The following is a 25646-nucleotide window of genomic DNA, read 5'->3' on the forward strand; positions in this document are numbered from 1 at the left end:
ATGTTGAGATCCGTTGTGAAGATTTAGGCATCCGGCCCCTCATAGGCCTGGACGATGCGGCCGACCACCGGATGGCGCACGACGTCGCCAATGCCGAAGGGGACCATGGCGATGCCCTCGACCCCGTCCAGCCGCGCGACCGCGTCGGCCAGGCCCGAAATGCCGGGTTGCGGCAGGTCGACCTGCTTGGGATCGCCGCAGATGACCATGCGGCTGCCTTCGCCAAAGCGGGTCAGGAACATCTTCATCTGGGCGATGGTGGTGTTCTGTGCCTCGTCCAGCACGATGAAGGCATTGGCGAGCGTCCGGCCGCGCATGAAGGCGAGCGGCGCAATCTCGATCTCGCCGCTGGCTATCCGCCGTTCGACCTGCTCGGCCGGCAGCGTGTCGTGCAGCGCATCATAGATCGGCCGCAGATAGGGATCGACCTTTTCCTTCATGTCGCCGGGCAGGAAGCCGAGCTTCTCGCCCGCCTCGACGGCGGGACGGGAGAGGATCAGGCGATCGACGCTGCCGGTGATGAGCTGGCTCACCGCCTGAGCAACCGCAAGATAGGTCTTGCCGGTGCCTGCCGGGCCAAGCGCGAAGATGATGTCGTTCCGGGTCAGCGCCTCCATATAGGCGACCTGAGTGGCGGAGCGCGGAACGATCGTCTTCTTGCGGGTGCGGATCATCACCTTGGGCGGTTCGGCGACGTCATGGCGGATGATGCCGTCCAGCGTCGGTTCGGCCGACATGGCGATCACGGCTTCGACTGCGCCATTGTCGATTTCCTGCCCGGCGACGATGCGGTTGTAGAGGCCGGTCATTACGTCGCGGGCGCGGGCGGCGGCTTCGGCCTCGCCCTCGATCTGCAGCTTGTTGCCGCGCGCGGCGATATAGACGCCAAGCCGGTTCTCAATCGCGACCAGATTCTGGTCATATTGGCCGAACAGCGCACCCAGAAGATGCGGCTTCTCGAACGTCACTTCCAGGCGCGCGCGCTCGGCAATGTCGGTGCGGGGATGGTGCGGTTTCTTGCCCATTCAAAAGCCTCCCTGGCTCGTCATGCATCTCGTAAGGACCGGCAGGCGCCGTGGGTCGGGGAGATGGCTTCCCGGCTGTGCGGGAATGACGAGGCTTTGGTTCAAGCGGCTTTCCTCCTGCTGATTTCGCCGGCCAGGCTGTTTGGGCCGGCGCTGATGATATCGACATCGACCATGTCGCCAATGCCATATTCGGGGGCGGTGACATGGACGGATTGCAGCCAGGGCGTCTTGCCGATCAGCTGGCCGGGATAGCGGCCCTTGCGTTCGAGCAGGATGCTGGTGGTGCGGCCCACCGTGGCGCTGTTGAAATCGACCTGATGGCGGTTGATCGCGGCCTGCAGCCGGGCCAGCCGTTCGTCCATCACTGCGGCCGGGATCTGGTGATCCATGTCCGCCGCCGGGGTGCCGGGGCGGGGGCTGTATTTGAAGGAATAGCATTGCGCATAGCGCACCTGGTCGACGATCTTGAGAGTATCTTCGAACTCTGCGTCGGTTTCGCCGGGGAAGCCGACGATGAAGTCGCCCGACAGGGCGATGTCCGGCCGGGCCTCGCGCACGCGCTCGATGATGCGCAGATAGCTGTCGACCGTGTGGCTGCGGTTCATGGCCTTGAGGACACGGTCATTGCCTGATTGCACCGGCAGATGGAGGAAGGGCATCAGCTTGGGCTCGTCGCCATGGGCGGCGATCAGGCCGTCGCTCATGTCGTTGGGGTGGCTGGTGGTGTAACGGATACGCTCCAGTCCGCCCAGCTTCGCCAGTTCGCGGGCCAGGCCGTCCATGCCCTGCATCCGGCCCCGATCATCCTCGCCGGTCCAGGCGTTGACGTTCTGGCCGAGCAGGGTGATCTCGCGCACGCCGCCATCGACCAGCGCCTTGGCCTCATCCAGGATCGCGGTCCAGCTGCGGCTGATTTCCGCGCCGCGGGTATAGGGCACGACGCAATAGGTGCAGAATTTGTCGCAGCCTTCCATGATCGTCAGGAAGGCGGTCGGCCGGGCCTGCTTGGTGCGGCCGGGCAAAGCGGCGAACTTGGAATTGGCCGGCATGTCGGTGTCGACCGCATCCTCGCCACGCTGCGCCTTGCCAATCAGATCGGGCAGGCGGTGATAGGCCTGCGGGCCGACGACGATGTCGACATTGCGGGCGCGGCGCTGAATCTCGCCGCCTTCGGCCTGGGCAACGCAGCCGGCGACCGCGATCATCGGGCGCGTGCCATCCTCGCGGGTCAGGCGGCCAATGTCGGAATAGACCTTGTCCACCGCCTTTTCGCGGATGTGGCAGGTGTTGAGAATGACGAGGTCTGCCTCTGCGCCATCGGCAGCAGCGGTCATGCCGCGCTCGCCCAGCATTTCGGCCATGCGTTCGCCATCATAGACGTTCATCTGGCAGCCGAAGGATTTGACCTGGAAGGTGGCCGGGCCCTTGCCGGCTTTATGTTCGGGGGCGTCGTTACGATTCATGCCGTCCAGCTATACAGGCGCTTGGCCCGAAGAGGAAGGTGGCAGGTGCGCAGCAATGCTTGCGGCGATCCGCTGGTGCGCGGTGGCCGCCAATATCTTGCGATCGGCGCAACTGGCCGGGTCGAACGGCTCCAGGAAGCGGATGGTGACGGGCAGGCGGCCCTTGCGTTCCAGCAGCCGTTTGACGTTGGCGCCGGCGGGTTCGTCGCCATGCCAGGCGATCTCTGCCGTGGCTGCGCCATAATCGATATGGACCGGCTGGATCATCACCGCGCGCGGCGGCGGCATCAGCACGGCGAGCAGCGAGGGCTTGAAGGGCAGCAGGCCACTGCCATCGCTGGTCGTGCCTTCCGGAAAAAGCGCGACCGGCTGGTGACCGGCGAGCGCGGCGCGCAGCGCATCGAGCTGGCCCGACAGGCTGCCGCGTTTCTCACGCGAGACGAACAATGTGTTGTTCTGCGCGGCGAGCCAGCCGATCACCGGCCAGCTGGCAATGCCGTCATGGGCGACGAAGGCGGCGCCGGTGGCGTCAGCCAGGGCGAGAATGTCGATCCAGCTGACATGATTGGCGACCAGGAACATGTCGCTGTCGACCGGGCGACCCTCCACCCGGACGCGGGCGCCGACCGAGCGGGCCGCCATCCCCAGGAAGCGGCGTGGCCAAGGGGATGGACGGCGAAGCAGGCGCCACAAGAGGTGCGGGGGCAGGCAGAGCAGCAGGCTGCCCAGCAGGGCGGCGATGCGGCCTGCCCGGCGCAGTGGCGCCAAGGCGTCAGTCCTTGCGGTCGAGGGCGACGCCGTACAGTTCCATGCGGTGGTCGACCAGGCGGAAGCCGAGCTTTTCGGCGATCTGCTTCTGCAGCAGTTCCAGTTCGGGATCGACGAATTCGATGACGTTGCCGGTTTCGACGTCGATCAGATGGTCATGATGCGATTCCGGGGCGGCTTCGTAGCGGGCGCGGCCGTCGCCAAAATCGTGGCGCTCCAGAATGCCGGCTTCCTCGAACAGGCGCACGGTGCGGTAGACGGTGGCGATCGAGATGCCCGGATCGATGGTGGATGCGCGCTTGTGCAGTTCCTCGACATCGGGGTGATCGGTCGCGTCGCTCAGCACCTGGGCGATGACCCGGCGCTGTTCGGTGATGCGCAGGCCCTTTTCGTGGCAAAGGGCTTCGACGTCGATCTTGCGGTTCATGCGGGGGGCTGGCTCGCTTCAAAAATGGAAAAGTCGGACATTGCCTAGCCGCTTTTGTTCCAACGGAAAAGGGGCGCATCGTCGATGCGCCCCTTTCGCAATAGGTAAATACCGCAAAAGGGCGCTTATTTCTCGCCACGGGTTCGGCGGCGCTTGGTGCCCAGACCGATCTTCTTGGCCAGCGAGCGGCGCTGTTCGGCATAATTGGGGGCGACCATCGGGTAATCGGCCGGCAGGCCCCACTTGGCGCGATAATCTTCGGGGGTCATCTGATAATGGGTCATCAGGTGACGCTTGAGCATCTTCAGCTTCTTACCGTCTTCCAGACAGATGATGTAATCCGGCTTGATCGATGCGCGCACCGAAACAGCCGGTTCCGGCTTGACTTCGGGGGCGGGCGCCGGGGTCGAAAGACCGGTCAGCGCGGCATGAACATTCTGGATCAGGGTTGCGACGTCGGAAACAGCAACACTGTTGTTCGAGACGTGCGCAGCGACAATGTCGGAGGTCAGAGTGACGAGCAGTTCGCTCTGTGCCGATTCGTTTTCCATTTTTCTTGTTTCCTGCAAAGGCTTCTATTGTGCGACCCGCCTGAGGAAATGGATTCAGAGCGGTATATCTTGGCTAGACCCTGTGGCCTGCCTTCGCAAGAGAAGATTGCCTTAAACAAGCATGTCGATGCGAAAACTCAAAGCGTCATGAAGCTTTCCATCATTGCCCCGATAGTAACCGGGGCGACGATGTACATATTCGAAACCAATAGTCTCATAAAGTTTGACCGCCATGTTCGATGCGCGGACTTCCAGGTTCATCGACGTGATGCCGCGGCGACGCGCCAGCGTCAGGCTGTGGCCCAGCAGGGACCGGCCAATGCCACGGCCACGCCATAGCGGATCGACCGCCAGCAGCAGCAGTTCGCATTCGTCCAGCACGGAGCGGACCAGGGCGAAGCCGAGCGGGGCCGCATCGACATGGGCGACGGTCAGCCAGGTGCCCGGCATGGTCATGACCCCCGACAATTGGGGCAGGGTCCAGGCCTCGCCGAACAGCGGGTCGAAGGCGCGGGTCATAACTTCCATGGCGTCGGCGAGCGCATTGCGCTCGCCCTCATCATAGGTGTCGAGCGTCAGGCCTGCGGGGATCATGAAGCGGCGCGCTCCGCGATCGTCTTGGCGTCGGCCTCGCGGCCATAGAGCGGGGAGGGGGCAAGCGGTGGCAGCTCTGCAATCAGGCTGTAGCGCGCAGCTTCGGGATAAAGGGCAATTGCGGTGCCGTCGCCGCGCGCGGTGACCAGCGCCTCGGCCCCGGTGCCGTAAAATTGCGCCATGTCCAATTGGGTCGCGAGCGTGGCGATCGGCGTGGAGGCGGGCTGGGTCGTGGCGGTGCGGCCATCGGCCTCGAACAATTGCCAGAAGAGTTCGCCATGGCCGCCGGTGATGGTGACCGCGACCGGGTCATCCCGATGGTCGAGCGCCGCCATCGCGGCGATCAGGCAAAAGGCGCTATAGCCATGGAGCGGCACCGACCAGGCGAGTGCCAAAGCGCGGGCGGCGGCGATGCCGATGCGCACGCCGGTGAAGCTGCCCGGCCCGACATCGACCGCGATCGCATCGGCGCGCCCGCCATCGGGCAGCGCGGCGATAGCGGGCAGCAGCGCCTCGGCATGGCCGCGGCCGACGATTTCATGAAAATGGCCGATTGGCTGGCCGTCTTCCAGCAGCGCAACGGACAGCGCCTGTGTGGCGGTGTCGATGACCAATATGCGCAAATTCACTCCCCCGAAGCCGCGGTGCCGATATGGATATGGCTGCGGTTAATCGATCCGGGGCGATTTGCCAAATCCGGTCATCGCAGCGTCAGACCGCGCGGACTTCCGTCACTTCCGGCACATAATGTTTGAGCAGCTGCTCGATGCCGTTCTTGAGCGTTGCGGAGGAGGAGGGGCAGCCGGCGCAGGCGCCCTGCATGCGCAGATAGACGGTGCCCTTGTCGAAGCCGCGATAGATGATGTCGCCGCCGTCATTGGCCACGGCCGGACGCACGCGGGTTTCGATCAAATCCTTGATCTGGTCGACGATTTCGGCATCTTCCGGGTCATCGGTGAAAGCCTCTTCTTCGGCCGGGACGCTGAAGCCCGCGGCGGTGCCGGCGGCGAACAGCGGCATGTTGGCCGAGAAATGGTCGAGCAGGATCGAGAGGATTTCCGGTTTCACGTCGCTCCATTCGGCGCCCGGCGCGATCGTCACCGAAATAAAGTCGGCGCCGAAGAAGACGCCAGTCACGTCACCCAGGCCGAACAGCGCATCGGCCAGCGGCGTGGCTTCCGCCTCTTCAGGGTTGGCAAAGTCGCGGGTTCCTGCAGCACCCATGACGGCCTGGCCGGGGAGGAATTTGACAGTCGCCGGATTGGGCGTGAGTTCGGTCTCGATCAGCATGGCCGCTATGTGGCGACGCGCGCGCGAGAGATCAAGCGGTCAAACGGAACTTCGGCGGCGTCGGGCCATTTCCCTTGATGAAGCCCCAGATAAGGAGATGGAAAGATGAGCGACGACAAGGATATTCGCGAACGTTTCTGGACGGATCTGTCGAGCAGCCCGTTCCTGATGGTGGGGTTGCAGGGCAGCCATGCGCACAGCGTGCCGATGACCGCGCAATTGGACAAGGATGCCGATCATTGCTTCTGGTTCTATACCAGTCGCGACAATCGGCTGGCGCCCGGCGGCCCGGCGATGGCGCAGTTCGCGGCGAAGGACCATTATCTGTTCGCCTGCATCAACGGCACGCTGGTGCCGGAGACCGACGAGGCGGTGATCGACCGCTATTGGTCGAAGCAGGTCGAGGCCTGGTATCCGGGCGGACGGCAGGATCCCAACCTGCTGATGCTGCGCTTTGATCTTGGCACGGCGGAAATCTGGCGCGCCGATCTGTCGATCGGCGGCGTGTTCAAGATGATGTTCGGCGGCGATGTTCGGGCGGAGTTGCGCGACAAGCATGCCGAGGTCAACCTCTAAAGGACTGACATGATGTTGGGCGGCCGCGGGCGAAATCCCGTGGCCGCTTGCTTTTCGGCGGCATTTGCCCCATATGTGCGGCAGCGCAGCATGGCCCTTGGGGCCCGATAGCGATTGGCAGCGTGATCGTTCCTGGCTCTGACAGGCCCTGGGAACCGGCCAATGACAGTCTGCGCCAAGCTTGAGGCTTCCCTATTCACGCGGGGCGTTTCCTAACCCGCCTTGCGCCCTTGCTGCGTCCGCAGACAGGTTGGCGCCCGGCCGACTTGTGAGTTTCTCATGCATTTCAATGAACTTGGTCTTTCCGAGCCGATCATCAAGGCGCTTACCGCCAAGAAATATGCCGAGCCGACGCCGATCCAGCAAAAGGCCATTCCGGTCCTGCTGGAAGGCCGCGACCTGTGCGGCATCGCCCAGACCGGCACCGGCAAGACCGCAGCCTTCGCTCTGCCCAGCCTCGACTATTTCGCGCGCAATCCCAAGCCGACGCCGATCAAGGGCTGTCGCATGCTGGTGCTGTCGCCGACCCGCGAGCTGGCCGCCCAGATCGCCCAGAGCTTCCGCGACTATGGCCGCTTCCTGCGCTTGTCGGTGGAAACCGTGTTCGGCGGCGTGCCGGTCAACAAGCAGATCCGTGCCCTGTCGGCCGGCGTCGACATCGTCGTCGCCACCCCCGGCCGTCTGCTTGACCTGATCGACCAGCGCGCCTTCACCATCAAGGACACGGAAATCTTCGTCCTCGACGAAGCCGACCAGATGATGGACATGGGCTTCATCCATCCCCTGAAGCGCATTGCCAAGCTGTTGCCGCGCGATCGCCAGAACCTGTTCTTCTCGGCCACCATGCCCAAGGAGATCGAGGCGCTGGCCGGCCAGTTCCTCAATGATCCGGTCAAGGTCAGCGTCGCGCCGCAGTCGACCACGGCCGAGCGCGTCCGCCAGCAGCTGACCTTCGTCAACCAGGCGGAGAAGCAGGCGCTGCTGCATATCGTGCTGAAGACCGAGGAGATCGACCGCGCGCTGATCTTCACCCGCACCAAGCATGGCGCTGACCGCGTCGTGCGCTTCCTGGAGGGTGCGGGCATCCAGGCCTTCGCGATCCATGGCAACAAGAGCCAGGCGCAGCGCACCACTGCGCTGCAGGCGTTCCGCCATGGCCATTGCAAGCTGCTGGTCGCGACCGACATCGCCGCGCGCGGCATCGACGTGTCGGGCGTGTCCCACGTCATCAACTTTGAAATCCCGAACGTGCCGGAACAATATGTCCACCGCATCGGCCGCACGGCGCGTGCCGGCGCGGACGGCATCGCCATCAGCTTCGTGGCGGATGATGAACGGCCTTACCTCAAGGCGATCGAGCGGGCGACCAAGGTGAAGCCCGAGATCGTGCCCCTGCCGGAGAATTTCCTGGAGGCCGTGCGCAACCTTCCCAAGCCCGCGCCGCAGCGCAAGGGGCCGAGCCAGAGCCCGGCCCAGCAGGCCAAGCGTGCCGAAGGCCAGCGTCGCTATCAGGAAGGGCAGAAGGCCCAGCGCGGCGCGCCAGACAAGGCTCGCCGGGGTGAAGGGGGCCATCGTGGCGAGGGCGCGCATCGTGGCGAAGGCGATGGTGCCGGCGCCAAGAAGAATTTCCGTCGTCGTCGCGGTGGCGGCGGTGGCGGTGGCGCCGTCGGCACGCACAAGGGCGCGGTCCAGCGCACCGGCGCACCGCGCGGCTAATAGCTAAGGCGTTCCGGGCGCCCCCATGGGGCGTCCGGAACGAACCGCACTGGCGCGTTCCCTTTCGCGCGCAATGCTCCGATGCCGCGGCGTGACCATCTTTGTCAGTGGTCATTCAGGAAAATGCCGTTAGGCTCCCCTGCCTATGCGTTTGACCTCTCGCCGTTCGGCCGCTTCGCTCACCATTCTTGCCCTGCTTCTGTCGGGCTCTCCCCTGCCGCTGGCGGCCAGGACCGATCCTTCGGTCGCCGGGGCAAAGGCTGCGCCGGGTGGCAGCCAGGCGGATATCCGCCCCTGGCTCTACGAAAATAGTGATGTGCCGATCGACACGGCGTGGCGGTTCGGCACGCTGTCCAACGGGCTGCGCTATGCCATCCGCCGCAACGGCGTGCCGCCGGGGCAGGTGTCGATCCGCCTGCGCATCGATGCCGGATCGCTGATGGAGCGTCCCGATGAACAGGGCTATGCCCATTTCATGGAGCATCTGTCGATGCGCGGGTCGCGCCATGTGCCCGACGGCGAATCGAAGCGCATCTGGCAGCGGCTGGGCGTGACCTTCGGCAGCGACAGCAATGCCGCAACCACGCCGACCGGCACGACCTATGCGCTCGACCTGCCGCAGGCCAATCAGACGAGCCTTGGCGAAAGCCTGAAAATCCTGGCCGGCATGATGACCGACCCCAATATCGTCGACAGCGCGGTCGATGCCGAGCGGGCGGTGGTGCTGGCCGAACGGCGCGAGAGCGACGGGCCGCAGATGCGCATTTCCGATGCCAGCCGCCAGCATTTCTTCGCCGGCCAGGCCTTGGCCGACCATGCGCCGATCGGCACGGTCGCGACGCTCAACGCGGTGACCGCGGCCAAGGCCGAAGCCTTCCACCAGCGCTGGTATCGCCCTGAAAACACGGTGATTGCGATTGCCGGCGATATCGACCCGGCGTTGGCCGAACAGTTGCTCAAGGATAATTTTGCCAGCTGGCAGGATAGCGGCAAGGGCGCCGAGCAGCCCGATTTCGGCGAGCCGGACCCCAAGGCGCCGGCCACCAGCGTCGTGGTGGAGCCGGGCTCGCCGACGGGCCTCACCATGGCCTGGCTGCGTCCGTGGAAGCCGCATGCCGACACGATCGTCTATAATCAGGACAAGCTGACCGACATGCTGGCGCTGCAGATCGTCAGCCGAAGGCTGGAGCAGGCGGCACGGGCAGGGGGCAGCTTCCTGGCGGCGGGTGTCGACCAGCAGGATATCAGCCGGTCGGCCGACGGCACCTTCATCACCATCACGCCCACCGGCGAGAATTGGGAGAAGGCGCTGGCCGATGTGCGTGCGATCATCGAGGATGCGAAGGCCGCGCCGCCGACCCAGCAGGAAATCGACCGCGAATATGCGCAGCTCGACACGGCGCTGGCGATCCAGGTCGAAAATGCCGACACGGAAGCCGGGGCGAAGCAGGCGAGCGATCTGGTGAGCGCGGTGGACATTCGCGAAACCACGGTCAGCCCGCAGGCGGCGCTCGACATCTTCCGTTCTGGCAAGCCGGCGATGACGCCGCAGAAGATACTGGATTGCACCCGCCGCCTCTTTTCCGCCGGGGTGTTCCGGGCGATGCTGATCACCGGCAAGGTCGAGGCGGGGCAGGACCAGAAGCTGGCTGCTGCGCTCGCCGCGCCGGTCAAGGCGGCGACCAATGCTCGGCTGGCCGACAAGGCGGTGACGATGGACGACCTGCCCAAATTCGGTGCGTCCGCGACGGTCGTGTCGCGCACGCCGGTTGGGTTGCAGGGCATGGAGAGCATCACCTTCTCCAATGGCGTCAAGCTGACCTTGTTTGCCAATGATGCGGAGACCGAGAAGGTGCGCATCAATGTCCGCTTCGGTCATGGGCAGCAGGCCTTTTCACCCACCAAGCCGGTGGCAAGCTGGGCCGGCGATTATGCGCTGGTGGCCAGCGGCATCGGCAAGCTGGGCCAGCGGGAACTGGACGACCTGACCAATGGCCGGCGCATGGGCATGCAGTTTTCGACCGACGATGACGCGTTCGAATTGCAGGCGGTGACGCGCCCGGCCGATTACAAGGACCAGTTGCGCCTGTTCGCCGCCAAACTGTACCAGCCCGGCTGGGATCCCGCGCCGATCGCGCGGGTGAAGACCGGCGCCTCGGTCGCCTATGACGCGATGTCGCGCGCGCCCGATGGCGTGCTGGGGCGCGACCTCAACTGGCTGCTGCATGACAAGGATGTGCGGTTCCGCACCCCGTCCAAGGCGGAAATCAACGCGCTGACGCCCGAAAGCTTCCGCCAGACCTGGGAGCCGATCCTGGCTTCGGGACCGATCGAGATCCAGATTTTCGGTCAGGTGAAGGCCGAAGAAGCGATCCAGGCCGTGGCGGCGACCTTTGGCGCGATGCCGGCCCGCCCGGACGTGCCGGTGCCGGCCGCGAACAAGGTGCAGCGTTTCCCCGCCCATGTCGAACAGCCGGTCATCCTGCGCCATGATGGCGACAAGGAACAGGCGGCTGCCGTCATGGCCTGGCCGACCTCGGGCGGCTTTGCGCTGACGAAGGAGGCGCGCCAGCTCGAAATCCTGACCCAGATCTTCAATGACCGGTTGTTCGACAAGCTGCGCTCGACCGAGGGCGCGGCCTATTCGCCCAGCGTGCAGAATAGCTGGCCCTTCTCCTATGATAGCGGCGGCTATATCTTGGTGACCAGCCAGGTGCGGCCCGACCGGGTCAATTATTTCTACAGCGTCGTGAAGGAAACGGCGGCCGATCTGGCCAAGACGCCGATCAGCGCCGACGAACTGCAACGGGCGGTGGCGCCGATGCGGCAGTTGCTGATGCGCGCCAGCACCGGCAATGCCTTCTGGATGGGGCAGATGGAGGGATCGACCCATGATCCCCGCTATGTGCAGGCGATGCAGACCATGAGCCAGGATCTGCTCAACGTCACGCCGGCCGATATCCAGGCGCTGGCCACCAAATATCTGGTGCCGGGCAAGAGCTGGTCGGCGGTGGTGCTGCCACAGGGCGTCGCCGCCGAATAGGCGGCTGGATCAGGCGGAGGCGACTTGCGCGTCCTCCGCCTGCAGCAATTGCTCGTAGAGCCGCGCATATTCCAGATGCATGTTGCGGAGCGCCGGTGTGGCCGATCGCGCCGCCAACTGGCGATTGCGGTCGCGTCGCTGCTCGAAATAGGCGCGGCCGAAATTCGCTTCCAGATCCATGAAATACCTCCCTCGATTGATCCTCCAATGGCCGGGGCGCTAACAGGTTGCGAGCAGGGCAGGGGCTTGCGGTGGACGGGGGTGAAACGGGGGTGGGCGGCGCGATGCCGCCATCCATCTTTGCCCTTGATGCTGGCGGGCTTTGGTCGCTAGGTCAGGGGCTTGGGGCAATGATGATCCGGCCATACGCGGCCTGGACATCGATCGCCCAGGGGGATTTGCATCGCATGTTGAAGACTGTCCGGGCATCGGCCATGGCCACCACCATCCTGTTGTCGCTGGCTGCCGCGCCGGCGCTTGCCGAGCAGGTGGTCGTCACCGCGGACCATATGGTCGATGTGCTGGCCGGCAAGACGGTCGATTATCCGGCTATCTTCATCACCGATGGTCGCATCACCGGCATTGCCGACGCCCGGACCGTGCGCTGGGGCAGTGACGTCCGTCATATCAACCTGTCGGGCAAGACCATCCTGCCGGGGCTGATCGACATGCACGTCCATTTGACCAGCCTGGCGGAAGTGGGCGGCTATCAGGGGCTGCGTTACACTGACAGTTTCTGGACGGCCGTGGGCGTCAAGAATGCGCGCATCACGCTGAAGGCGGGCTTTACCACGGTGCGCAATGTCGGGTCGGCGGACTTCGCCGATGTGGGCCTAAAGCAGGCGATCGAGGAAGGGCAGATTGTTGGGCCGCGGATCATCCCGGCCGGCTATGCGATCGGCGCGACCGGCGGCCATTGCGATGGCGGTGGCCTGCCGCCATCGATGGATCGCAAGGAACCTTCGGTGGTCGACAGCCCGCAAGAGGGCCGCGCCAAGGTGCGCTGGCTGCACAAATATGGCGCCCGCGTGATCAAGATCTGTGCGACCGGTGGTGTCTTCTCGCTGGGCGACGCGGTCGGCGCCCAGCAACTGAGCTTTGACGAGATGAAGGCGATTGCCGACGAGGCGCATATGCTGGGCCTCAAGGTCGCGGCCCATGCCCATGGCAATGACGGCATTCGCACCGCGATCGAGGCGGGGATCGACACGATCGAACATTGCAGCCTGGCCGATGACGAGACGATCAAGCTGGCGGCGAGCAGGAAGACCTGGTTCGACATGGATATCTATAATGACGATTATATCCTGGCGACCGGCACGGCCAATGGCACTGAACAGGAAAGCCTGGACAAAGAGAAACTGATCGGGCGTCTCCAGCGCGAGACGTTCCGCAAGGCGGTGAAGGCGGGCGTGCCGATGCTGTTCGGCACCGATGCCGGCGTCTATCCCCATGGCGACAATGGCAAGCAGTTCGCCAAGATGGTCGAATGGGGCATGACCCCGATGCAGGCGATCCAGGCGGCGACCGTCAGCGGCGCCAGGGCACTGGGCTGGGAAGCCGATGTCGGCGCGATCGCCGTCGGCCGTTATGGCGATATCGTTGCGGTCCAGGGCGATCCGCTCAAGGACGTCACCCTGCTGCAGCATGTCAGCGACGTGGTGAAGGGCGGCGAACTGGTGGAGTGATCCGCCGCTGCCGGTTCACGATCGGTGTGAACCGGCTTTCGCTGCGATCAGCGCACGGCCTTCAGGCCTGCCACGATCATCTGGGCGGCGCGCCGGGCCGACGCCTCCGGGCTGAGATTGGGGCGCGACAGGCTGCGATGGCCCAGGCCGAACATGCAGGCCAGGATCATCTCCTCCGCGCCGTCCAGCGCCTCGCCCGAAAGCTCAGGATTGGCGGCGCAGGCAAAGTCGCGAATATCGTCGCGGAAACGGCCGCACATGGTGCCGATCATCTCGCCGACCGTCGGATTGCGGAAGCTTTCGGCCAGGATGTCGAACGACAGCGCCTCATCCTTTTCGTCAATGACGTGCAGCATCAGTTGCTCGAACGTATCGTCGATGCTCAACTCGCCACTGTCGAGTCGTTTGCGCAGGATATCAACGTCCTCCGCCCACTGGTCGGCGTCGGCATGGACGATAGCCTCGATGATATCTTCCTTTCCTTTGAAAAGCCGATATATTTGCCCCACTGATACCTGTGCGGCGGAAGCGAGTTCGGCCATGGACGTCTGGTGGAAACCATGGCTGTTGAACAGGTCTCGCGCCGCTGCGAGTACACGGTCGCGACTGCTTTTTTCATGCTGCGCTGCAACCATTTTACCCTCGGAAAATTGTTTTTCTCTTGAATTCCCTCTGACAGCTTCTTAGGTGCGCGGCAAGCGGAATGAACGTTCATTCCGGTCCTGCGATATTTATCGGATTGGGAAAATTGATGCAAAAGGGGAACTTCTTCGGATTGCTGGCCTGTGTTTCGGCCCTTGCGCTGAGCGCTTGCGGTCAGGAAGCGCCGCCCGCACCGCCGCCGCCGAGCGTGGGCGTGGTGACGCTCAAGACCGAGTCGGCACCGTTGCTGAACGAACTGCCGGGCCGCATTTCGGCCTTTGAAACGGCCGAAGTCCGGCCGCAGATCAGCGGCGTGATCCGTCGCCGCCTGTTTACCGAAGGCGGTACTGTCCAGGCCGGGCAATTGCTCTACGAGATTGAGGACGCGCCCTATCGCGCGGCGCTCGCCCAGGCCCAGGGCTCGTTGGCCAATGCCCAGGCGGCGATCCGCTCGACCGGGCTGCAGGCTCAGCGCTACAAGGATCTGGTCGGCATCAACGCGGTGTCGAAGCAGGAATATGATGACGCGGCGGCCGCGGCCCAGCAGGCCCGTGCCAATGTTGCGGCGCAGCAGGGCGCGGTGCAGGCGGCGCAGGTGAACCAGAATTTCACCCGCATCCGCGCGCCGATTTCGGGCCGTATCGGCCGTTCGCTGCTGACGCCGGGCGCACTGGTCCAGACCGGCCAGGCCGATCCGCTGACCACGATCCAGCGTACCGACCGTGTCTATGTCGACGTGACGCAGTCGGCCGCGCAGATAATCGACCTCAAGCAGGCGATGAAGGCCGGCGGCATCAGCGAGGCGCAGGGCGCCCGCATCCAGCTGATCCTGCCCAATGGCAGCGTCTATCCGGGTGAAGGCCGCTTGCAATTTGCCGACGTGACGGTGGATTCCAGCTCGGGCGCGGTCACTCTGCGCGCGATCTTCCCCAACGGCGACGGCCTGTTGCTGCCGGGCATGTATGTCCGCGCCAAGCTGATCGAGGGTGAGCGCACCCAGGCGATCCTGGCCCCGCAGCAGGGCATTTCGCGCGACGCGCGCGGCCGGGCTACGGCGATGGTCGTTGGCAAGGACAACAAGGTCGAGATGCGCCAGGTCACCGTCGACCGCGCGATCGGCGACAAGTGGATCGTCACCAGCGGCCTGAAGCCGGGCGATCAGCTGATCGTCGAGGGGCTGGTCAATCTGCGCCCCGGCACGGTGGTGAAGCCCGGTGCACCGCAACAGGTGACTGCGCCTGAAGGCGGCGCGAAGCCGGCCGCTGCACAAGGCGCGTCGAACGCGGGCGAGGCGCACTAAGCCATGGCCCGCTATTTTATCGACAGGCCCATCTTCGCATGGGTCATCGCCATCGTCATCATGCTGGCGGGCCTGCTCGCGATCCGGTCGCTGCCGGTCGCGCAGTTCCCGGAAATCGCCCCGCCGGCGGTGACGATCCAGACCACCTATCCCGGTGCCAACGCCCAGACGCTGGAAAGCACGACGACGCAGATCATCGAGCAACAGCTCAAGGGCATCGACAATCTGCGCTATTTCTCGTCCACCAGCGATGGTTCGGGCAATCTCAACATCACCCTGACCTTTGAGCAGGGCACCGATCCTGACATCGCGCAGGTGCAGGTGCAGAACAAGCTGTCGCAGGCGACCCCCCTGTTGCCGCAGGAAGTGCAGCAGCAGGGCCTGCGCGTGGGCAAGTCCACGTCCAGCTTCCTGCTCATCATGGCGGCCTATTCCGACGACGGCATCCATGATCAGGAGGACGCGGCGGACTTCATCGCGTCCAGCCTCCAGGATCCGCTGAGCCGCGTCACCGGCGTTGGCGATACCCAGCTGTTCGGTTCGCAATATGCGATGCGCATCTGGCTCGACCCCTACAAGATGGCCAATCTGGGCGTGACCACCGGCGACGTGAAGTCGGCGATCACCGCGCAGAATGCCCAGGTGTCGGCCGGCCAGATCGGTGGTTCGCCTTCGCCCAAGGGCCAGGCGCTCAACGCCACCGTCACGGCCCAGTCGCGCCTGCGCACGCCGGAGGAATTCCAGAATATCCGCCTGCGCAGCAACAGCGACGGTTCGGTCGTGCTGATGAAGGATGTCGCCAAGGTCGAACTGGGCGCGGAAACCTATGGTTTCGGCGTGAAGTTCAACGGCCATCCGGCATCGGGCTTCGGCATCAAGCTGGCACCGGGCGCGAACGCGCTCGACACGGTGGAAGCGGTCAAGGCGCGCGTCGACCAGCTGTCGAAGAATTTCCCCAGCTGGGTCAAATATGACTTCCCGGTCGACAACTCGACCTTCGTCAAGCTGTCGGTGGAGCAGGTGGTCCATACCCTGTTCGAAGCCGTGCTGCTGGTGTTCGTCGTCATGTTCCTGTTCCTGCAGAACTGGCGTGCGACGCTGATCCCGACGATCGCGGTGCCGGTGGTTCTGCTGGGCGCGCTGGCGATCCTCAGCGCAGCCGGCTTCACCATCAACACCCTGACCCTGTTCGGCATGGTGCTGGCGATCGGCCTGCTGGTCGACGACGCGATCGTCGTCGTCGAGAACGTCGAACGTCTGATCCAGGATGAAGGGCTCAGCCCCAAGGAAGCGGCCAAGAAGTCGATGGACGAGATCAGCGGCGCGCTGATCGGCATCGGCCTGGTGCTGTCGGCGGTGTTCCTGCCGATGGCCTTCTTCGGCGGCTCGACCGGCGTCATCTTCCGCCAGTTCTCGATCACCATCGTGTCGTCGATGATCCTGTCGGTGCTGGTCGCGTTGATCCTGACCCCGGCGCTCTGTGCCACCATCCTCAAGCCCGCCTCGCACGGGCATAGCTGGAACGGGCCGATCGGTTCGATCCTCGGCCGCTTCTTCGACTGGTTCAACCGCACCTTCGACAAGGGCGTGGTGCGCTATGGCAAGGGCGTCGAGAAGGTCGAGCGCAGCTGGGTTCGTACCATGCTGGTCTATGGCCTGGTGGTGGTTGGCATGGCCTTCATCTTCCTGCGTCTGCCCAGCGGCTTCCTGCCGGACGAGGACCAGGGCATCATCATCAACCAGGTGTCGCTGCCCGCGGGCACGACGCTGGAGGAGACCGAGCGGGCCCTCGCCCGGATGCGCGACCATTATCTGGTCGATGAGAAGAAGAATGTCTCGGCCGTGTTCACGGTCGCCGGCTTCGGCTTCGTGGGCCAGGGCCAGAATGTCGGCATCGTCTTTGCCCGCATGAAGGACTGGCATGAACGGTCGGGTGCGGACAATCGCGTGCCCGCGATCGCCCTGCGCGCCAATATGGCGTTCCAGAAGATCTCGTCGGGCATGGCCTTCGCCTTCGTGCCGCCGGCCGTGCAGGAACTGGGCAATGCGTCCGGTTTCGACTTCCAGCTGCTCGATCAGGCCAATCTTGGTCATGAGAAGCTGCTGGAAGCCCGCAACCAGTTGCTGGGCATGGCGATGGGCGACAAGCGCCTGGCGCAGGTCCGTCCCAATGGCCTGGAAGATACGCCGCAGCTGAAGCTGAATGTCGATCAGGCCGCAGCCGGTGCGCTGGGCATCGCCCAGTCGGACGTCAATGACACGATCAGTACCAATCTGGGCGGATCCTATGTCAACGACTTCATCGACCGCGACCGCGTGAAGCGCGTCTATGTCCAGGCCGATGCACCGTTCCGTACCTCGGCCGACGCGATCAACGCCTATCATGTGCGTGGCAGCACGGGCGTGATGGCGCCGCTCTCTGCCTTCTCCACCACGGAATGGGTCCAGGGCCCGGCCCGTCTGGAACGCTATAATGGCGTGCCGTCGATGAACATCCAGGGCGCCCCGGCACCCGGCGTGTCGAGCGGCACCGCGATGCAGGCGATGGAAGAGTTCGCGGCCAAGCTGCCGGCCGGTATCGGCTATGCCTGGAACGGCATTTCCTATGAGGAACAGACCTCCGGTGGACAGGCGCCCTATGTCTATGCGCTCTCGATGCTGATCGTCTTCCTCTGTCTGGCTGCGCTCTATGAAAGCTGGTCGGTGCCGATCGCGGTCATGCTGGTCGTGCCGCTCGGCGTGCTCGGCGCGGTGATCGCGGCGACGCTGGCGGGCCTCAACAACGACATCTATCTGCAGGTGGGCCTGATCACGACCATCGGCGTGTCGGCGAAGAACGCGATCCTGATCGTGGAATTTGCCGAAGAGAAGATGCGCGAAGGGCTGCCGCCCGCCAAGGCGGCGCTGGAAGCGGGCAAGCTGCGTCTGCGGCCGATCCTGATGACCAGCTTCGCCTTCATCTTCGGCGTGCTGCCGCTGGCCGTGTCCAAGGGCGCGGGCGCGGGTGGCCAGAACGCCATCGGCTGGGCCGTGGTCGGCGGCATGCTGTCCGCCACCGTCCTCGCCATTTTCTTCGTGCCGGTCTTCTTCACCGTGGTGAAGCGGTTGTTCCGCGAACATCATGAAGGGGAAGAACAGCGTAACGCCGACGGCGAAACGCCGAACGCACCGCAGGAGGCATAAGAATGTTGCGTAATATCAAAGCAATGTCGGTCGCCTCTTTGGCGCTGACGCTGGCCGCCTGTGACATGGCGCCCAAATATGCCCGCCCCGAACTGCCGGTGCCGCAGGCCAGCCCCCAGGGGCCGGCCTATGCGGCCGCGGCGGACGGCGGCGCGGCGATCGTGCCGGCCGATACCGCCTGGCGCGATTTCTTCACCGACCCGCGTCTGGTGCGGGTGATCGAGACGAGCCTCGCCAACAATCGCGACCTGCGCATTGCGGTCGCCAATGTCGAACAGGCACGGGCGCAATATAAGGTGCAGCGGGCCGATCTGTTGCCGACCGTCGGGGCCACCGGCACCGCGACCTATTCGGAACAGCCGCTGGTCCAGTTCGGCCAGAGCCAGCGCCTCAACACCGATGTCTATCAGGCGCAGGTCGGCATCTCTGCCTGGGAAATCGACCTGTTCGGGCGGGTGCGCAACCTGACCAAGGCGGCGCAGGAGCAATATTTCGCCTCGGTCGAAAACCGCAATGCGGCCCAGACCGCACTGGTGGCGGAAGTGGCGACGGCCTGGGTGAACATGGCCGCCGATCAGGAATTGCTGTCGATCGCGCGCACGCTGGCGACCGCGTTCAAGGAGACGCTGGACCTCAACAAGGCCCGCTTCGACAAGGGCATCGCGTCCGAACTGGAAGTGCGCGAGGCACAGACCAGCTATGACCAGGCGCGGGCCGCCATCGCCAGCGCTACCACGCTGGTCGCGCAGGACCAGAATGCACTGAACCTGCTGGCGGGCACGACGCTCGGCAGCGAGGATCTGCCCTCGGCCCTGCCGGAAGGCCATGTCACGCTCGACAATCTTCCGGCGGAACTGCCCTCGACCCTGTTGCTGCGCCGGCCCGACATTGCGTCGGCCGAGCATCAACTGATCGCGGCCAACGCCAATATCGGTGCGGCGCGGGCGGCCTTCTTCCCGCAGCTGTCGCTGACGGCGGCGCTGGGCACGGTCAGCCTTGGCCTGTCCGGCCTGTTCAAGTCGGGCAGCGATACCTGGTCGGTGGCGCCCAGTGCGACCCTGCCGATCTTCGACTTCGGCCGGAACAAGGGTAATCTGCGTTACGCCAGGGCGACCTATGACGCGATGCTGGCCACCTATGAAAAGAGCGTGCAGACCGGCTTCCGCGAAGTCGCCGATGCGCTCGCCCGGCGTGGCACGATGACCGATCAGGTCGAGGCGCAGACCTCGCAACGCGATGCTGCGCGCAAGGCCTATGACCTGACGCAGGCCCGCTTCCGCGCGGGTGTCGACGGCTTCCTGCCGACCCTGGTGTCGCAGCGGACCCTGTCGAGCGCGGAACAGAGCCTGGTATCGACCCGGCTGGCACGGCTCACCAACATGATCGAGCTGTATCGTGCCATGGGCGGTGGCCTGAAATGATGCGGCCTGCCGCTTGCGGACTTTGACCGCAAGCGGCAGGAAGCGGGGGCGGGGATCATCGCCTATCTCCAGCGATGACGCATGGAGGATGACGATGACCCTGGCCTGTATGACGATGCCCTCGCCGGTGGGCGACCTGACGCTGGTTGCAAGCGACGAGGGATTGATGGCGGTCCTGTGGCCCGACGATGATCCCGCCCGCGTCCGCCTGGGCACCCGGTCCGAAGCGACCGACCATCCGGTGCTGCGCGAGACGGCCTCCCAGCTATCGGAATATTTCGCCGGTCAGCGGCAGCATTTCTCCGTCCCGCTGCATTTTCAGGGCACGGATTTCCAGCGCCAGGTCTGGGCTGCGCTGCTCGACATACCGTTCGGCGAGACGCGGAGCTATGCCGACATCGCCCGCGCCATCGGTCGCCCGACCGCGACCCGTGCCGTCGGCGCCGCCAATGGCCGCAACCCGATCTCGATCATCGCGCCCTGTCACCGGGTGGTGGGCAGCAATGGCGCGCTCACCGGCTTTGCCGGCGGCGTCGAAACCAAGAAATATCTGCTCGATCTGGAAGGGGCCTCCGCAATGACCGGGGGGCTGCAGGCGATACTGCTGTGATTGACCGTCTTTCATGGTCATAAAGCCCGCGGAGGGGCCGTGCGGTGTGGCCCTATTTCGTCATGCTGAAACTGGCCTTCATGAACAGGCCGAAAGTCACTTCATCTTCGCGCGAGGCGTAGCCGATCCTGAAACCGGGCAGGATCTGCGCGTCTCCCTTGGGAATGAGATAGACGGGCAGTTCCACGCCATAATCGTCGCTTAGGGCGTCATAGGTGAACTTCGGCGAGAAGGCGAGGCTAGCGTCCAGAACATCCTTTCCGATCGCCTGCCGATACTCGAAGGACAGGTTGACGGCGTCCTGACGATCGGGTGCCTGTGGTGCCGCCTTAAAGCAATCCTTGTCAGGGTCAGTCACCAATGGCTTGCAAAGTATCTTTTCATCTGCCGCTTGATAGCTGGACTGATAGTCGATGGCGAAGCTTAGCATGCTTTTCTGCTCACCGGGATAGAAGGCGATGAAGCCGCCGATAGCCAGCTGTGGTTTCCAGCTGGAATATTTCGTCAATGTCGTCGGGTCACGATAATGGAACTGGTTGGTGCCGATCCTCGCTTCGCCACCAAATTGCCAGAATTGATTTTTGAGGCCTGACGGATCGTCCCGTGTGGTCGCGTTGTAGCGCGACAGGCTGAAGGTTAGTGCCGGCCCGTCCGAAAGCCGGTCGAGTAATTGCGGATCGACCAGATTATCTTCGCCACCCAGTGGAACGGATAGCGACAGCCCGTAGCTGGTTTGCCGAAAGTTGCTGCTCATGCCATCGACGCCTGCAGCGACTATCTCTGGCGATAGCTTCCCGTTGAAGCTGAGCGACGCCTTGGGCTCGCCGCCATTAATTTCTATCTCCCCGCCAAGGCCGCTGAGGAGGGAATCACTTCTTCCGCTTGGGGCTGAAGTTCGTTTTTCTTGCAGATCATCAGTCTGGTTGACGGCCGTTGATACGGCGGGAGGTATATTTGGCTGAGCGAAAGCCAATGCGGGAAAGCCGGTCACGGCCGTTCCTATCAGGAACTTCCAGCCCCCTTTCATACGGAGAACTCCGCTATGACATGGTCGCCGCTTGAGGTTAAGGGAACCTTGAGGACCAATGGCCAGTCTGTGTCGGGTGACAATGGCTCGGCATTATTAATGCTCACCTTCACTGTTGCGCCACTGCCATTGGCATGTACGACCAGGCGATGCTCGCCCGGCGTCAGTGAAAGCAGTATTTCGAAATCGCGGTTGAATTTCGTGACCGGCCGGTGATCGACGAAGATCGCCCATGTCATGGTGGCTGCATCCGGGAAGACCCGTAACAAATGTGCCATTCCAACCTCCAAAACCATCAATGTTTCGGAGGGAGAGCCTATCGTTCGCCGTGATAATCACCATTTCAACTGGGTCGGAAATGGATCAATCAGCGCAAGCCGACCGTCAAACTGTGCCGTTCTGCAGCATAATGTCGATAAATGGTGCACCCAAGTGGATTCGAACCACTGGCCTTTGCCTTCGGAGGGCCTAGCTAGCACGGTTTTCCGCCGCTGTTCAAGGTTTGTTCGCGCGAACATTGGCGGAACGAATCGGTGCGCGACGCTGGATGCGCACACATTACCGTACACACTCGCCACCCGCCCCGCCGATCTGATGGGGAGGGGGATGTGAGCGAGGAACTGACCCCGGCTATGCGCGCGCGGGCGCTATTCCCTAACCAGGGGATGCACCGCAATGCTGAGTTCGTCGCGAACCTTCATCCGTTGGCGATTGACTATCTGGAACAGGCGCCGGTGCTGGCGGCTTCATTTGGCGTGAAGGCAAACAGCCGTGCGGATCGCCTCTATATCGCAAGTCGGATCGGCGGACCTATCGAGCGCGGCGAAAGGCTCAAGATGGTGATGGCTTCTGTCGGTATATCGACGCCCCTTCGCAAACTGAAGGGATACGCGATCCAGCCATATATGTCGGATTTGTTCGCGAGCTGAATGACCTTTCGCCGTCGACATTGTCACAGGTGATACCGGACCGGCCTCATGCGCAGCGGAAATGGCTTGGCGCGCTGAAGACGTATCGTCGGCGAATGCGGCTGAACCACTCTTCACCGAAAGCGGGATTTGCCTGGATTGCGCAGCACGCCCACCGATGCGCTGAAGGGGAGGCTAGCGACTTTGCCGACTTTGTGTCGCGGAACAAATCTGTCGATATCACGCGGTGGTCATTCGAGCGCATGGCGAACGAGGTTCAGCTTTGGCACGATCGGCTCGCTGGTGACAGTTCTCTGGGCAAGCTGGGCATCGGCATCACGCCAACGACTGTCATCGACCTGAGCGACTGGCCGGATCACGCCGCGCATGGCGGATTCGAGTTCTTCAAGCTGTCGACGCCTTCCATGCTGATGGAGGAAGGGCGCCGGATGCGGCACTGCGTCGCCACCTACATTCCCCGCGTCATGAATGGCGGATGCCATATCTACTCGATCCGGATCGATATGCGGCGAATGGCGACCCTAGAAATCGTCGGGCAGCGCGCCGTCCAAATAAAAGCGTTCGCCAATAAGTGGCCCGCGAAGGGCGTGATTGATGCTGCGGACACCTTTGTCAGAATCCACCAGCCTGGAGCCGCAGCATGACCCCCGCCCACCAGCTAGCCGAGAAGCTGACAGAGGCGCAGCGGCGGGCGGTGATCGAAACTGGCGAGAGCGATTTGCGCCCATATCGCGAGGTCAATGGCCATGTCCGCGTGCCCCTGTTCCGCGAAGGGATATTCGCCAGCGAGTGGGCTGCTGGGCACATCTTTTTCTCCCTCACCCCGCTCGGCCTCGCCGTCCGCGCCCACCTCCTATCCAAGGAAAATGAACGATGACATCTGATGCTGTGAAGATGGCGAAGGAAGCCCTGCGCCCGTTTTCTCTGGATATCCGCCCCGAAGTGCCGGGCGACACGATGATGGACACGCTGGCTTGGTCTGCTGATCAGCACCGCGCTGCGTCGCTGGCTCTCGCCGCCCTTGAGCAGGCCGGGGAGCCGGTGGCGGACTTCTATTATCCTATCGAAATGCCATTGAACGCTGATGGTCATGGGCCGGCGACAGTGGGAGAAGACGTAACAACTATGACGTTTGAGGTCTGGGACCAGTTTTGCGATAGCCACGGCCGATTTGCCCGGCTGTCCGATGCGATACAGAGGGCAAGGCAGTTGAATGCACTCCCCACCCTCCAGCGTCTCGACCAAGAGTTCGATGCGGGGGAGGCTGAGCCTTTCGCCTACATGATCCGGGATAGCGACGGCAAAGTCTTCTGGGATGAGGATCATTGCATCTGGACACATCGGGAGGATGCTGAGGAAGCCGCCGAAGACAAGGGAATGACGATGTTTGGCGTCTATGATGGCCCTGTTCCGCCCCAATCTCGCGGGCAGGCGTTCGACGGCGAGGGGGAGGAATTGGGGCGCTTTGGCCACCATCCCGACGCCCGCATTGATTATGAATGCGAGACTGATGCCCTGATCGGAATGGCCTATGACCGCCTGACCGGAATGGCGCAGCATGGCGACCTCGAATATCGCATCCTTCGCGCGATGGAGTTCCGCACGACCAGCACGCCCGGCGAATTGCGATGGCTAAGCCAGAAGTTCAACGGGACGTGCGAGATTTACGCCATTGAGCCAGAATGCATGGCCGCCCTCTCCAGCGCCAAGCGCGGGGAGGAAGGGTGATGGCATTCGGACCATTGCCTGATGAGTATCACCGCCATGAATTACCCGGAAGCGATTGGGTGACATGCAACGGTTGTCCGCAATTTCGGGTACATGATTTCCATTATTTTTACTGCCGCCAGCTTGACGATAAGAACCGACCAGATGTGGCTTATTCCGGTGGGTGGGTTCGCATAGCCAATCCTGTTTTTCAGAGCGTTGAGGACGCGCCGTGCCAAAAGGAACCCGCCCATGACTAAGCCGAACGAACCCGAGGGGCAGAAACTTCGCGACCTCATCGCCGAAGTCGCGGCCGATCTGTCCAATGAAAACCCTTTCTGGACCGCCAAGATTCTTGCCGATGCGCTCATAGCTCGCGGGATCGGCATTGTCCCCGCCCAGCCGATCGCGGACGCTGGCGGGGTAACGGAAGCCGACCGCGAGTTGCACATGTGGCTGACCGGCTATCCGCTGGACGATGGCGATAGCGAGACGGTGCGCCGGATCATCGCCCACCGCCTCCAGTCCGTCGCCGCTGCAACCGCCGCGAAGGATGCGGAGATTGCGGAATTGACCGAAGCTGTGCGCTGCATCATGGCGCGATGCGAGGCTTTGGAAGATGAGGCGTATAACGGCATCGCGACAGTGAGCGCCAACGGCCGAGATGAGACGCATGAGGCGGGGTTCTGGCGCGGGCAAAAATCAACCGCGAAATCCATCCGAGCGCATCTGCACGACATGACGCGCGCCGCCCTCTCCGAAGCGCGGGAGGCGGGGGATTCCCTTGCCGCCGGGGATCGGGTATAAGGCGGCATGGGTGACGGAGGCCACGGGTTCAAGTCCCGCTTCGGGGTGTAAGAGACTCCGATATAGCTCAGTTGGATAGAGCGCCGTCACCCTTCTTTGCAAAAAGCGCAAATTACTTTAGCCAAGACCAGCGCCTTCCCGCTTTGATGTCAGTAATTAATTGACGCGAAACACCATATGCCTTTCCTAATTCTGGATGAGGCTTTGTGCTGGACCGAATTTCCAATACTTGGGCAACCGTTAGTTTCGCTCTAGGGCTCTGCTCGCCCCTATGGTGGGTGCCGTGCGTAAGTTTGTCAGCGTTGTTTTCTTTCGGTGTCTTCCATGCAAGATGTTTTGGGTTGCAACAACCTAAATGCCCCTTCCCGCACAAGTGGGATGCTTCATGCACCGGCGTTGGCGGCGGCCCATGCTCAGCCTCGCAGACAACGCGAGTTACAAGGCGCTTTTCTCCTTTGTACGTTACAATCCCATAGCCGCTTCTCTTGACATAAGGCCAAATCAGGCAGTCTTTCCCGTGATATGAAATGACTGTGTTTTCCAAAAATGCGAGCGGTTCCCCCTTTGGCGTTCGCCCTGAAAGAGGATCTCCATGCGCTAGCCAGCGCTGGTAATGCGCGCTGCACCATTGCCGCTTCCAGCGCACCTTGCCGCAGGTCTCTATGGCGCATATAGAAAAATCATCCATATTCGACTCCTAAACAGTCGGTTTGGTCAGGGCCGGGCGCTGTTGACGCAGCGTTCCGGCCCGTTCTTATTATCAGAATCACTGGTGACCAGCAACATCAACGGCGCTTTGATCCTTCGCCCATGACTGCAATTCTATCAGCATGTCCGTATTGTCTTGAGCCGATTTTAAGAGGGCAGGAATTGCTT

Annotated in this window: 26 protein-coding genes; 13 read left to right on the forward strand and 13 right to left on the reverse strand. The window is 63.2% G+C overall.

The window, feature by feature from the left end; genetic code table 11:
• Window positions 1-23: 23 nt before the first annotated feature.
• The 8 genes from VHN57_RS05310 to VHN57_RS05345 all read right to left on the reverse strand — a co-directional run bounded on the left by VHN57_RS05310 (window position 24) and on the right by VHN57_RS05345 (window position 6121).
• Window positions 24-1025, reverse strand: coding sequence for a PhoH family protein (locus VHN57_RS05310; RefSeq protein WP_010336027.1), 1002 nt, complete (start codon window positions 1023-1025; stop codon window positions 24-26).
• Window positions 1026-1126: 101 nt separating this feature from the next.
• Complete coding sequence (miaB, locus tag VHN57_RS05315) at window positions 1127-2491, reverse strand: tRNA (N6-isopentenyl adenosine(37)-C2)-methylthiotransferase MiaB (protein ID WP_423283012.1); 1365 nt, start codon at window positions 2489-2491, stop codon at window positions 1127-1129.
• A 9-nt stretch (window positions 2492-2500) separates the two neighbouring features.
• On the reverse strand, window positions 2501-3259 hold the full coding sequence (locus VHN57_RS05320; RefSeq protein WP_278988651.1) for a lysophospholipid acyltransferase family protein: 759 nt from the start codon (window positions 3257-3259) through the stop codon (window positions 2501-2503).
• A 4-nt stretch (window positions 3260-3263) separates the two neighbouring features.
• Window positions 3264-3686: a Fur family transcriptional regulator gene (locus VHN57_RS05325; protein WP_004207596.1), complete on the reverse strand. Its 423-nt coding sequence runs from the start codon at window positions 3684-3686 to the stop codon at window positions 3264-3266.
• A gap of 125 nt (window positions 3687-3811) precedes the next feature.
• Window positions 3812-4237: a Ros/MucR family transcriptional regulator gene (locus VHN57_RS05330; RefSeq protein ID WP_278988652.1), complete on the reverse strand. Its 426-nt coding sequence runs from the start codon at window positions 4235-4237 to the stop codon at window positions 3812-3814.
• 111 nt (window positions 4238-4348) lie between these two features.
• Window positions 4349-4831, reverse strand: a complete 483-nt coding sequence (locus VHN57_RS05335; protein WP_004207594.1) for a GNAT family N-acetyltransferase — start codon at window positions 4829-4831, stop codon at window positions 4349-4351.
• On the reverse strand, window positions 4828-5454 hold the full coding sequence (gene tsaB, locus VHN57_RS05340) for a tRNA (adenosine(37)-N6)-threonylcarbamoyltransferase complex dimerization subunit type 1 TsaB (protein ID WP_278985710.1): 627 nt from the start codon (window positions 5452-5454) through the stop codon (window positions 4828-4830). The genes VHN57_RS05335 and tsaB overlap by 4 nt, the downstream gene beginning before the upstream one ends.
• A gap of 88 nt (window positions 5455-5542) precedes the next feature.
• Entirely contained in the window at window positions 5543-6121 is a 579-nt protein-coding gene (locus VHN57_RS05345) for a NifU family protein (RefSeq protein ID WP_423283016.1), read from the reverse strand.
• Window positions 6122-6226: 105 nt separating this feature from the next.
• Here VHN57_RS05345 and VHN57_RS05350 point away from each other — a divergent pair, with 105 nt between their 5' ends.
• The 3 genes from VHN57_RS05350 to VHN57_RS05360 all read left to right on the forward strand — a co-directional run bounded on the left by VHN57_RS05350 (window position 6227) and on the right by VHN57_RS05360 (window position 11456).
• Entirely contained in the window at window positions 6227-6697 is a 471-nt protein-coding gene (locus tag VHN57_RS05350) for a pyridoxamine 5'-phosphate oxidase family protein (RefSeq protein ID WP_278985712.1), read from the forward strand.
• A gap of 279 nt (window positions 6698-6976) precedes the next feature.
• The gene (locus VHN57_RS05355) at window positions 6977-8413 is read left to right on the forward strand and encodes a DEAD/DEAH box helicase (RefSeq protein WP_278985713.1); all 1437 of its coding nucleotides are present in this window, start codon (window positions 6977-6979) and stop codon (window positions 8411-8413) included.
• Between the two features lie 145 nt (window positions 8414-8558).
• Window positions 8559-11456, forward strand: a complete 2898-nt coding sequence (locus VHN57_RS05360) for a M16 family metallopeptidase (RefSeq protein ID WP_278985714.1) — start codon at window positions 8559-8561, stop codon at window positions 11454-11456.
• Window positions 11457-11465: 9 nt separating this feature from the next.
• Here VHN57_RS05360 and VHN57_RS05365 read toward each other — a convergent pair whose 3' ends face one another.
• Entirely contained in the window at window positions 11466-11636 is a 171-nt protein-coding gene (locus VHN57_RS05365) for a hypothetical protein (protein WP_169861321.1), read from the reverse strand.
• Window positions 11637-11863: 227 nt separating this feature from the next.
• Between VHN57_RS05365 and VHN57_RS05370 the strand changes: the two genes are divergently transcribed.
• Window positions 11864-13144 carry a Xaa-Pro dipeptidase gene (locus VHN57_RS05370; protein ID WP_423283019.1) on the forward strand — a complete coding sequence of 427 codons (1281 nt, stop codon included), beginning with the start codon at window positions 11864-11866 and terminating at the stop codon, window positions 13142-13144.
• Between the two features lie 47 nt (window positions 13145-13191).
• Here VHN57_RS05370 and VHN57_RS05375 read toward each other — a convergent pair whose 3' ends face one another.
• On the reverse strand, window positions 13192-13779 hold the full coding sequence (locus VHN57_RS05375; protein WP_004207585.1) for a TetR/AcrR family transcriptional regulator: 588 nt from the start codon (window positions 13777-13779) through the stop codon (window positions 13192-13194).
• A 116-nt stretch (window positions 13780-13895) separates the two neighbouring features.
• Between VHN57_RS05375 and VHN57_RS05380 the strand changes: the two genes are divergently transcribed.
• The 4 genes from VHN57_RS05380 to VHN57_RS05395 all read left to right on the forward strand — a co-directional run bounded on the left by VHN57_RS05380 (window position 13896) and on the right by VHN57_RS05395 (window position 20300).
• Window positions 13896-15086 carry an efflux RND transporter periplasmic adaptor subunit gene (locus VHN57_RS05380; RefSeq protein WP_037516934.1) on the forward strand — a complete coding sequence of 397 codons (1191 nt, stop codon included), beginning with the start codon at window positions 13896-13898 and terminating at the stop codon, window positions 15084-15086.
• A gap of 3 nt (window positions 15087-15089) precedes the next feature.
• Window positions 15090-18269, forward strand: a complete 3180-nt coding sequence (locus VHN57_RS05385; RefSeq protein WP_004207583.1) for an efflux RND transporter permease subunit — start codon at window positions 15090-15092, stop codon at window positions 18267-18269.
• Between the two features lie 2 nt (window positions 18270-18271).
• Window positions 18272-19690 carry an efflux transporter outer membrane subunit gene (locus VHN57_RS05390; RefSeq protein ID WP_214865234.1) on the forward strand — a complete coding sequence of 473 codons (1419 nt, stop codon included), beginning with the start codon at window positions 18272-18274 and terminating at the stop codon, window positions 19688-19690.
• Between the two features lie 94 nt (window positions 19691-19784).
• On the forward strand, window positions 19785-20300 hold the full coding sequence (locus tag VHN57_RS05395; protein ID WP_278985716.1) for a methylated-DNA--[protein]-cysteine S-methyltransferase: 516 nt from the start codon (window positions 19785-19787) through the stop codon (window positions 20298-20300).
• A gap of 52 nt (window positions 20301-20352) precedes the next feature.
• Here the strand turns inward: VHN57_RS05395 and VHN57_RS05400 are convergent, their stop codons facing one another.
• Together VHN57_RS05400 and VHN57_RS05405 are read right to left on the reverse strand one after the other, a co-directional pair.
• The gene (locus VHN57_RS05400) at window positions 20353-21291 is read right to left on the reverse strand and encodes a hypothetical protein (protein ID WP_278985717.1); all 939 of its coding nucleotides are present in this window, start codon (window positions 21289-21291) and stop codon (window positions 20353-20355) included.
• Window positions 21292-21323: 32 nt separating this feature from the next.
• On the reverse strand, window positions 21324-21605 hold the full coding sequence (locus VHN57_RS05405) for a hypothetical protein (RefSeq protein ID WP_278985718.1): 282 nt from the start codon (window positions 21603-21605) through the stop codon (window positions 21324-21326).
• Window positions 21606-21935: 330 nt separating this feature from the next.
• Between VHN57_RS05405 and VHN57_RS05410 the strand changes: the two genes are divergently transcribed.
• The 5 genes from VHN57_RS05410 (at window position 21936) to VHN57_RS05430 (ending at window position 24770) form a co-directional block, all read left to right on the forward strand.
• Window positions 21936-22256: a hypothetical protein gene (locus VHN57_RS05410; RefSeq protein ID WP_278985719.1), complete on the forward strand. Its 321-nt coding sequence runs from the start codon at window positions 21936-21938 to the stop codon at window positions 22254-22256.
• Window positions 22257-22351: 95 nt separating this feature from the next.
• Window positions 22352-22900 carry a PcfJ domain-containing protein gene (locus VHN57_RS05415; protein WP_278985720.1) on the forward strand — a complete coding sequence of 183 codons (549 nt, stop codon included), beginning with the start codon at window positions 22352-22354 and terminating at the stop codon, window positions 22898-22900.
• Window positions 22897-23133, forward strand: a complete 237-nt coding sequence (locus VHN57_RS05420; protein ID WP_278985721.1) for a hypothetical protein — start codon at window positions 22897-22899, stop codon at window positions 23131-23133. Before VHN57_RS05415 ends, VHN57_RS05420 begins: the two co-directional genes overlap by 4 nt.
• The gene (locus VHN57_RS05425; protein WP_278985722.1) at window positions 23130-23984 is read left to right on the forward strand and encodes a hypothetical protein; all 855 of its coding nucleotides are present in this window, start codon (window positions 23130-23132) and stop codon (window positions 23982-23984) included. The genes VHN57_RS05420 and VHN57_RS05425 overlap by 4 nt, the downstream gene beginning before the upstream one ends.
• A 231-nt stretch (window positions 23985-24215) precedes the next feature.
• Window positions 24216-24770: a hypothetical protein gene (locus VHN57_RS05430; protein WP_423283024.1), complete on the forward strand. Its 555-nt coding sequence runs from the start codon at window positions 24216-24218 to the stop codon at window positions 24768-24770.
• Window positions 24771-24882: 112 nt separating this feature from the next.
• Here the strand turns inward: VHN57_RS05430 and VHN57_RS05435 are convergent, their stop codons facing one another.
• A complete protein-coding gene (locus VHN57_RS05435) occupies window positions 24883-25458 on the reverse strand; it encodes an HNH endonuclease family protein (protein ID WP_278988591.1) in 576 nt (191 codons plus the stop codon).
• Between the last annotated feature and the right edge of the window lie 188 nt (window positions 25459-25646).

This window comes from Sphingobium salicis subsp. salicis, from assembly GCF_049472635.1.
Lineage (GTDB): Bacteria > Pseudomonadota > Alphaproteobacteria > Sphingomonadales > Sphingomonadaceae > Sphingobium > Sphingobium yanoikuyae_A.

Bases quoted from the DNA above. Each gene is read 5' to 3' on its own strand.
- VHN57_RS05310 (WP_010336027.1), bottom strand. From the start codon at position 1,025: ATGGGCAAGAAACCGCACCATCCCCGCACCGACATTGCCGAGCGCGCG.
- miaB (WP_423283012.1), bottom strand. From the start codon at position 2,491: ATGAATCGTAACGACGCCCCCGAACATAAAGCCGGCAAGGGCCCGGCC.
- VHN57_RS05325 (WP_004207596.1), bottom strand. From the start codon at position 3,686: ATGAACCGCAAGATCGACGTCGAAGCCCTTTGCCACGAAAAGGGCCTG.
- VHN57_RS05330 (WP_278988652.1), bottom strand. From the start codon at position 4,237: ATGGAAAACGAATCGGCACAGAGCGAACTGCTCGTCACTCTGACCTCC.
- VHN57_RS05335 (WP_004207594.1), bottom strand. From the start codon at position 4,831: ATGATCCCCGCAGGCCTGACGCTCGACACCTATGATGAGGGCGAGCGC.
- VHN57_RS05345 (WP_423283016.1), bottom strand. From the start codon at position 6,121: ATGCTGATCGAGACCGAACTCACGCCCAATCCGGCGACTGTCAAATTC.
- VHN57_RS05350 (WP_278985712.1), top strand. From the start codon at position 6,227: ATGAGCGACGACAAGGATATTCGCGAACGTTTCTGGACGGATCTGTCG.
- VHN57_RS05355 (WP_278985713.1), top strand. From the start codon at position 6,977: ATGCATTTCAATGAACTTGGTCTTTCCGAGCCGATCATCAAGGCGCTT.
- VHN57_RS05360 (WP_278985714.1), top strand. From the start codon at position 8,559: ATGCGTTTGACCTCTCGCCGTTCGGCCGCTTCGCTCACCATTCTTGCC.
- VHN57_RS05365 (WP_169861321.1), bottom strand. From the start codon at position 11,636: ATGGATCTGGAAGCGAATTTCGGCCGCGCCTATTTCGAGCAGCGACGC.
- VHN57_RS05370 (WP_423283019.1), top strand. From the start codon at position 11,864: ATGTTGAAGACTGTCCGGGCATCGGCCATGGCCACCACCATCCTGTTG.
- VHN57_RS05375 (WP_004207585.1), bottom strand. From the start codon at position 13,779: ATGGTTGCAGCGCAGCATGAAAAAAGCAGTCGCGACCGTGTACTCGCA.
- VHN57_RS05380 (WP_037516934.1), top strand. From the start codon at position 13,896: ATGCAAAAGGGGAACTTCTTCGGATTGCTGGCCTGTGTTTCGGCCCTT.
- VHN57_RS05385 (WP_004207583.1), top strand. From the start codon at position 15,090: ATGGCCCGCTATTTTATCGACAGGCCCATCTTCGCATGGGTCATCGCC.
- VHN57_RS05390 (WP_214865234.1), top strand. From the start codon at position 18,272: ATGTTGCGTAATATCAAAGCAATGTCGGTCGCCTCTTTGGCGCTGACG.
- VHN57_RS05395 (WP_278985716.1), top strand. From the start codon at position 19,785: ATGACCCTGGCCTGTATGACGATGCCCTCGCCGGTGGGCGACCTGACG.
- VHN57_RS05405 (WP_278985718.1), bottom strand. From the start codon at position 21,605: ATGGCACATTTGTTACGGGTCTTCCCGGATGCAGCCACCATGACATGG.
- VHN57_RS05415 (WP_278985720.1), top strand. From the start codon at position 22,352: ATGCGGCTGAACCACTCTTCACCGAAAGCGGGATTTGCCTGGATTGCG.
- VHN57_RS05420 (WP_278985721.1), top strand. From the start codon at position 22,897: ATGACCCCCGCCCACCAGCTAGCCGAGAAGCTGACAGAGGCGCAGCGG.
- VHN57_RS05425 (WP_278985722.1), top strand. From the start codon at position 23,130: ATGACATCTGATGCTGTGAAGATGGCGAAGGAAGCCCTGCGCCCGTTT.
- VHN57_RS05430 (WP_423283024.1), top strand. From the start codon at position 24,216: ATGACTAAGCCGAACGAACCCGAGGGGCAGAAACTTCGCGACCTCATC.
- VHN57_RS05435 (WP_278988591.1), bottom strand. From the start codon at position 25,458: ATGGATGATTTTTCTATATGCGCCATAGAGACCTGCGGCAAGGTGCGC.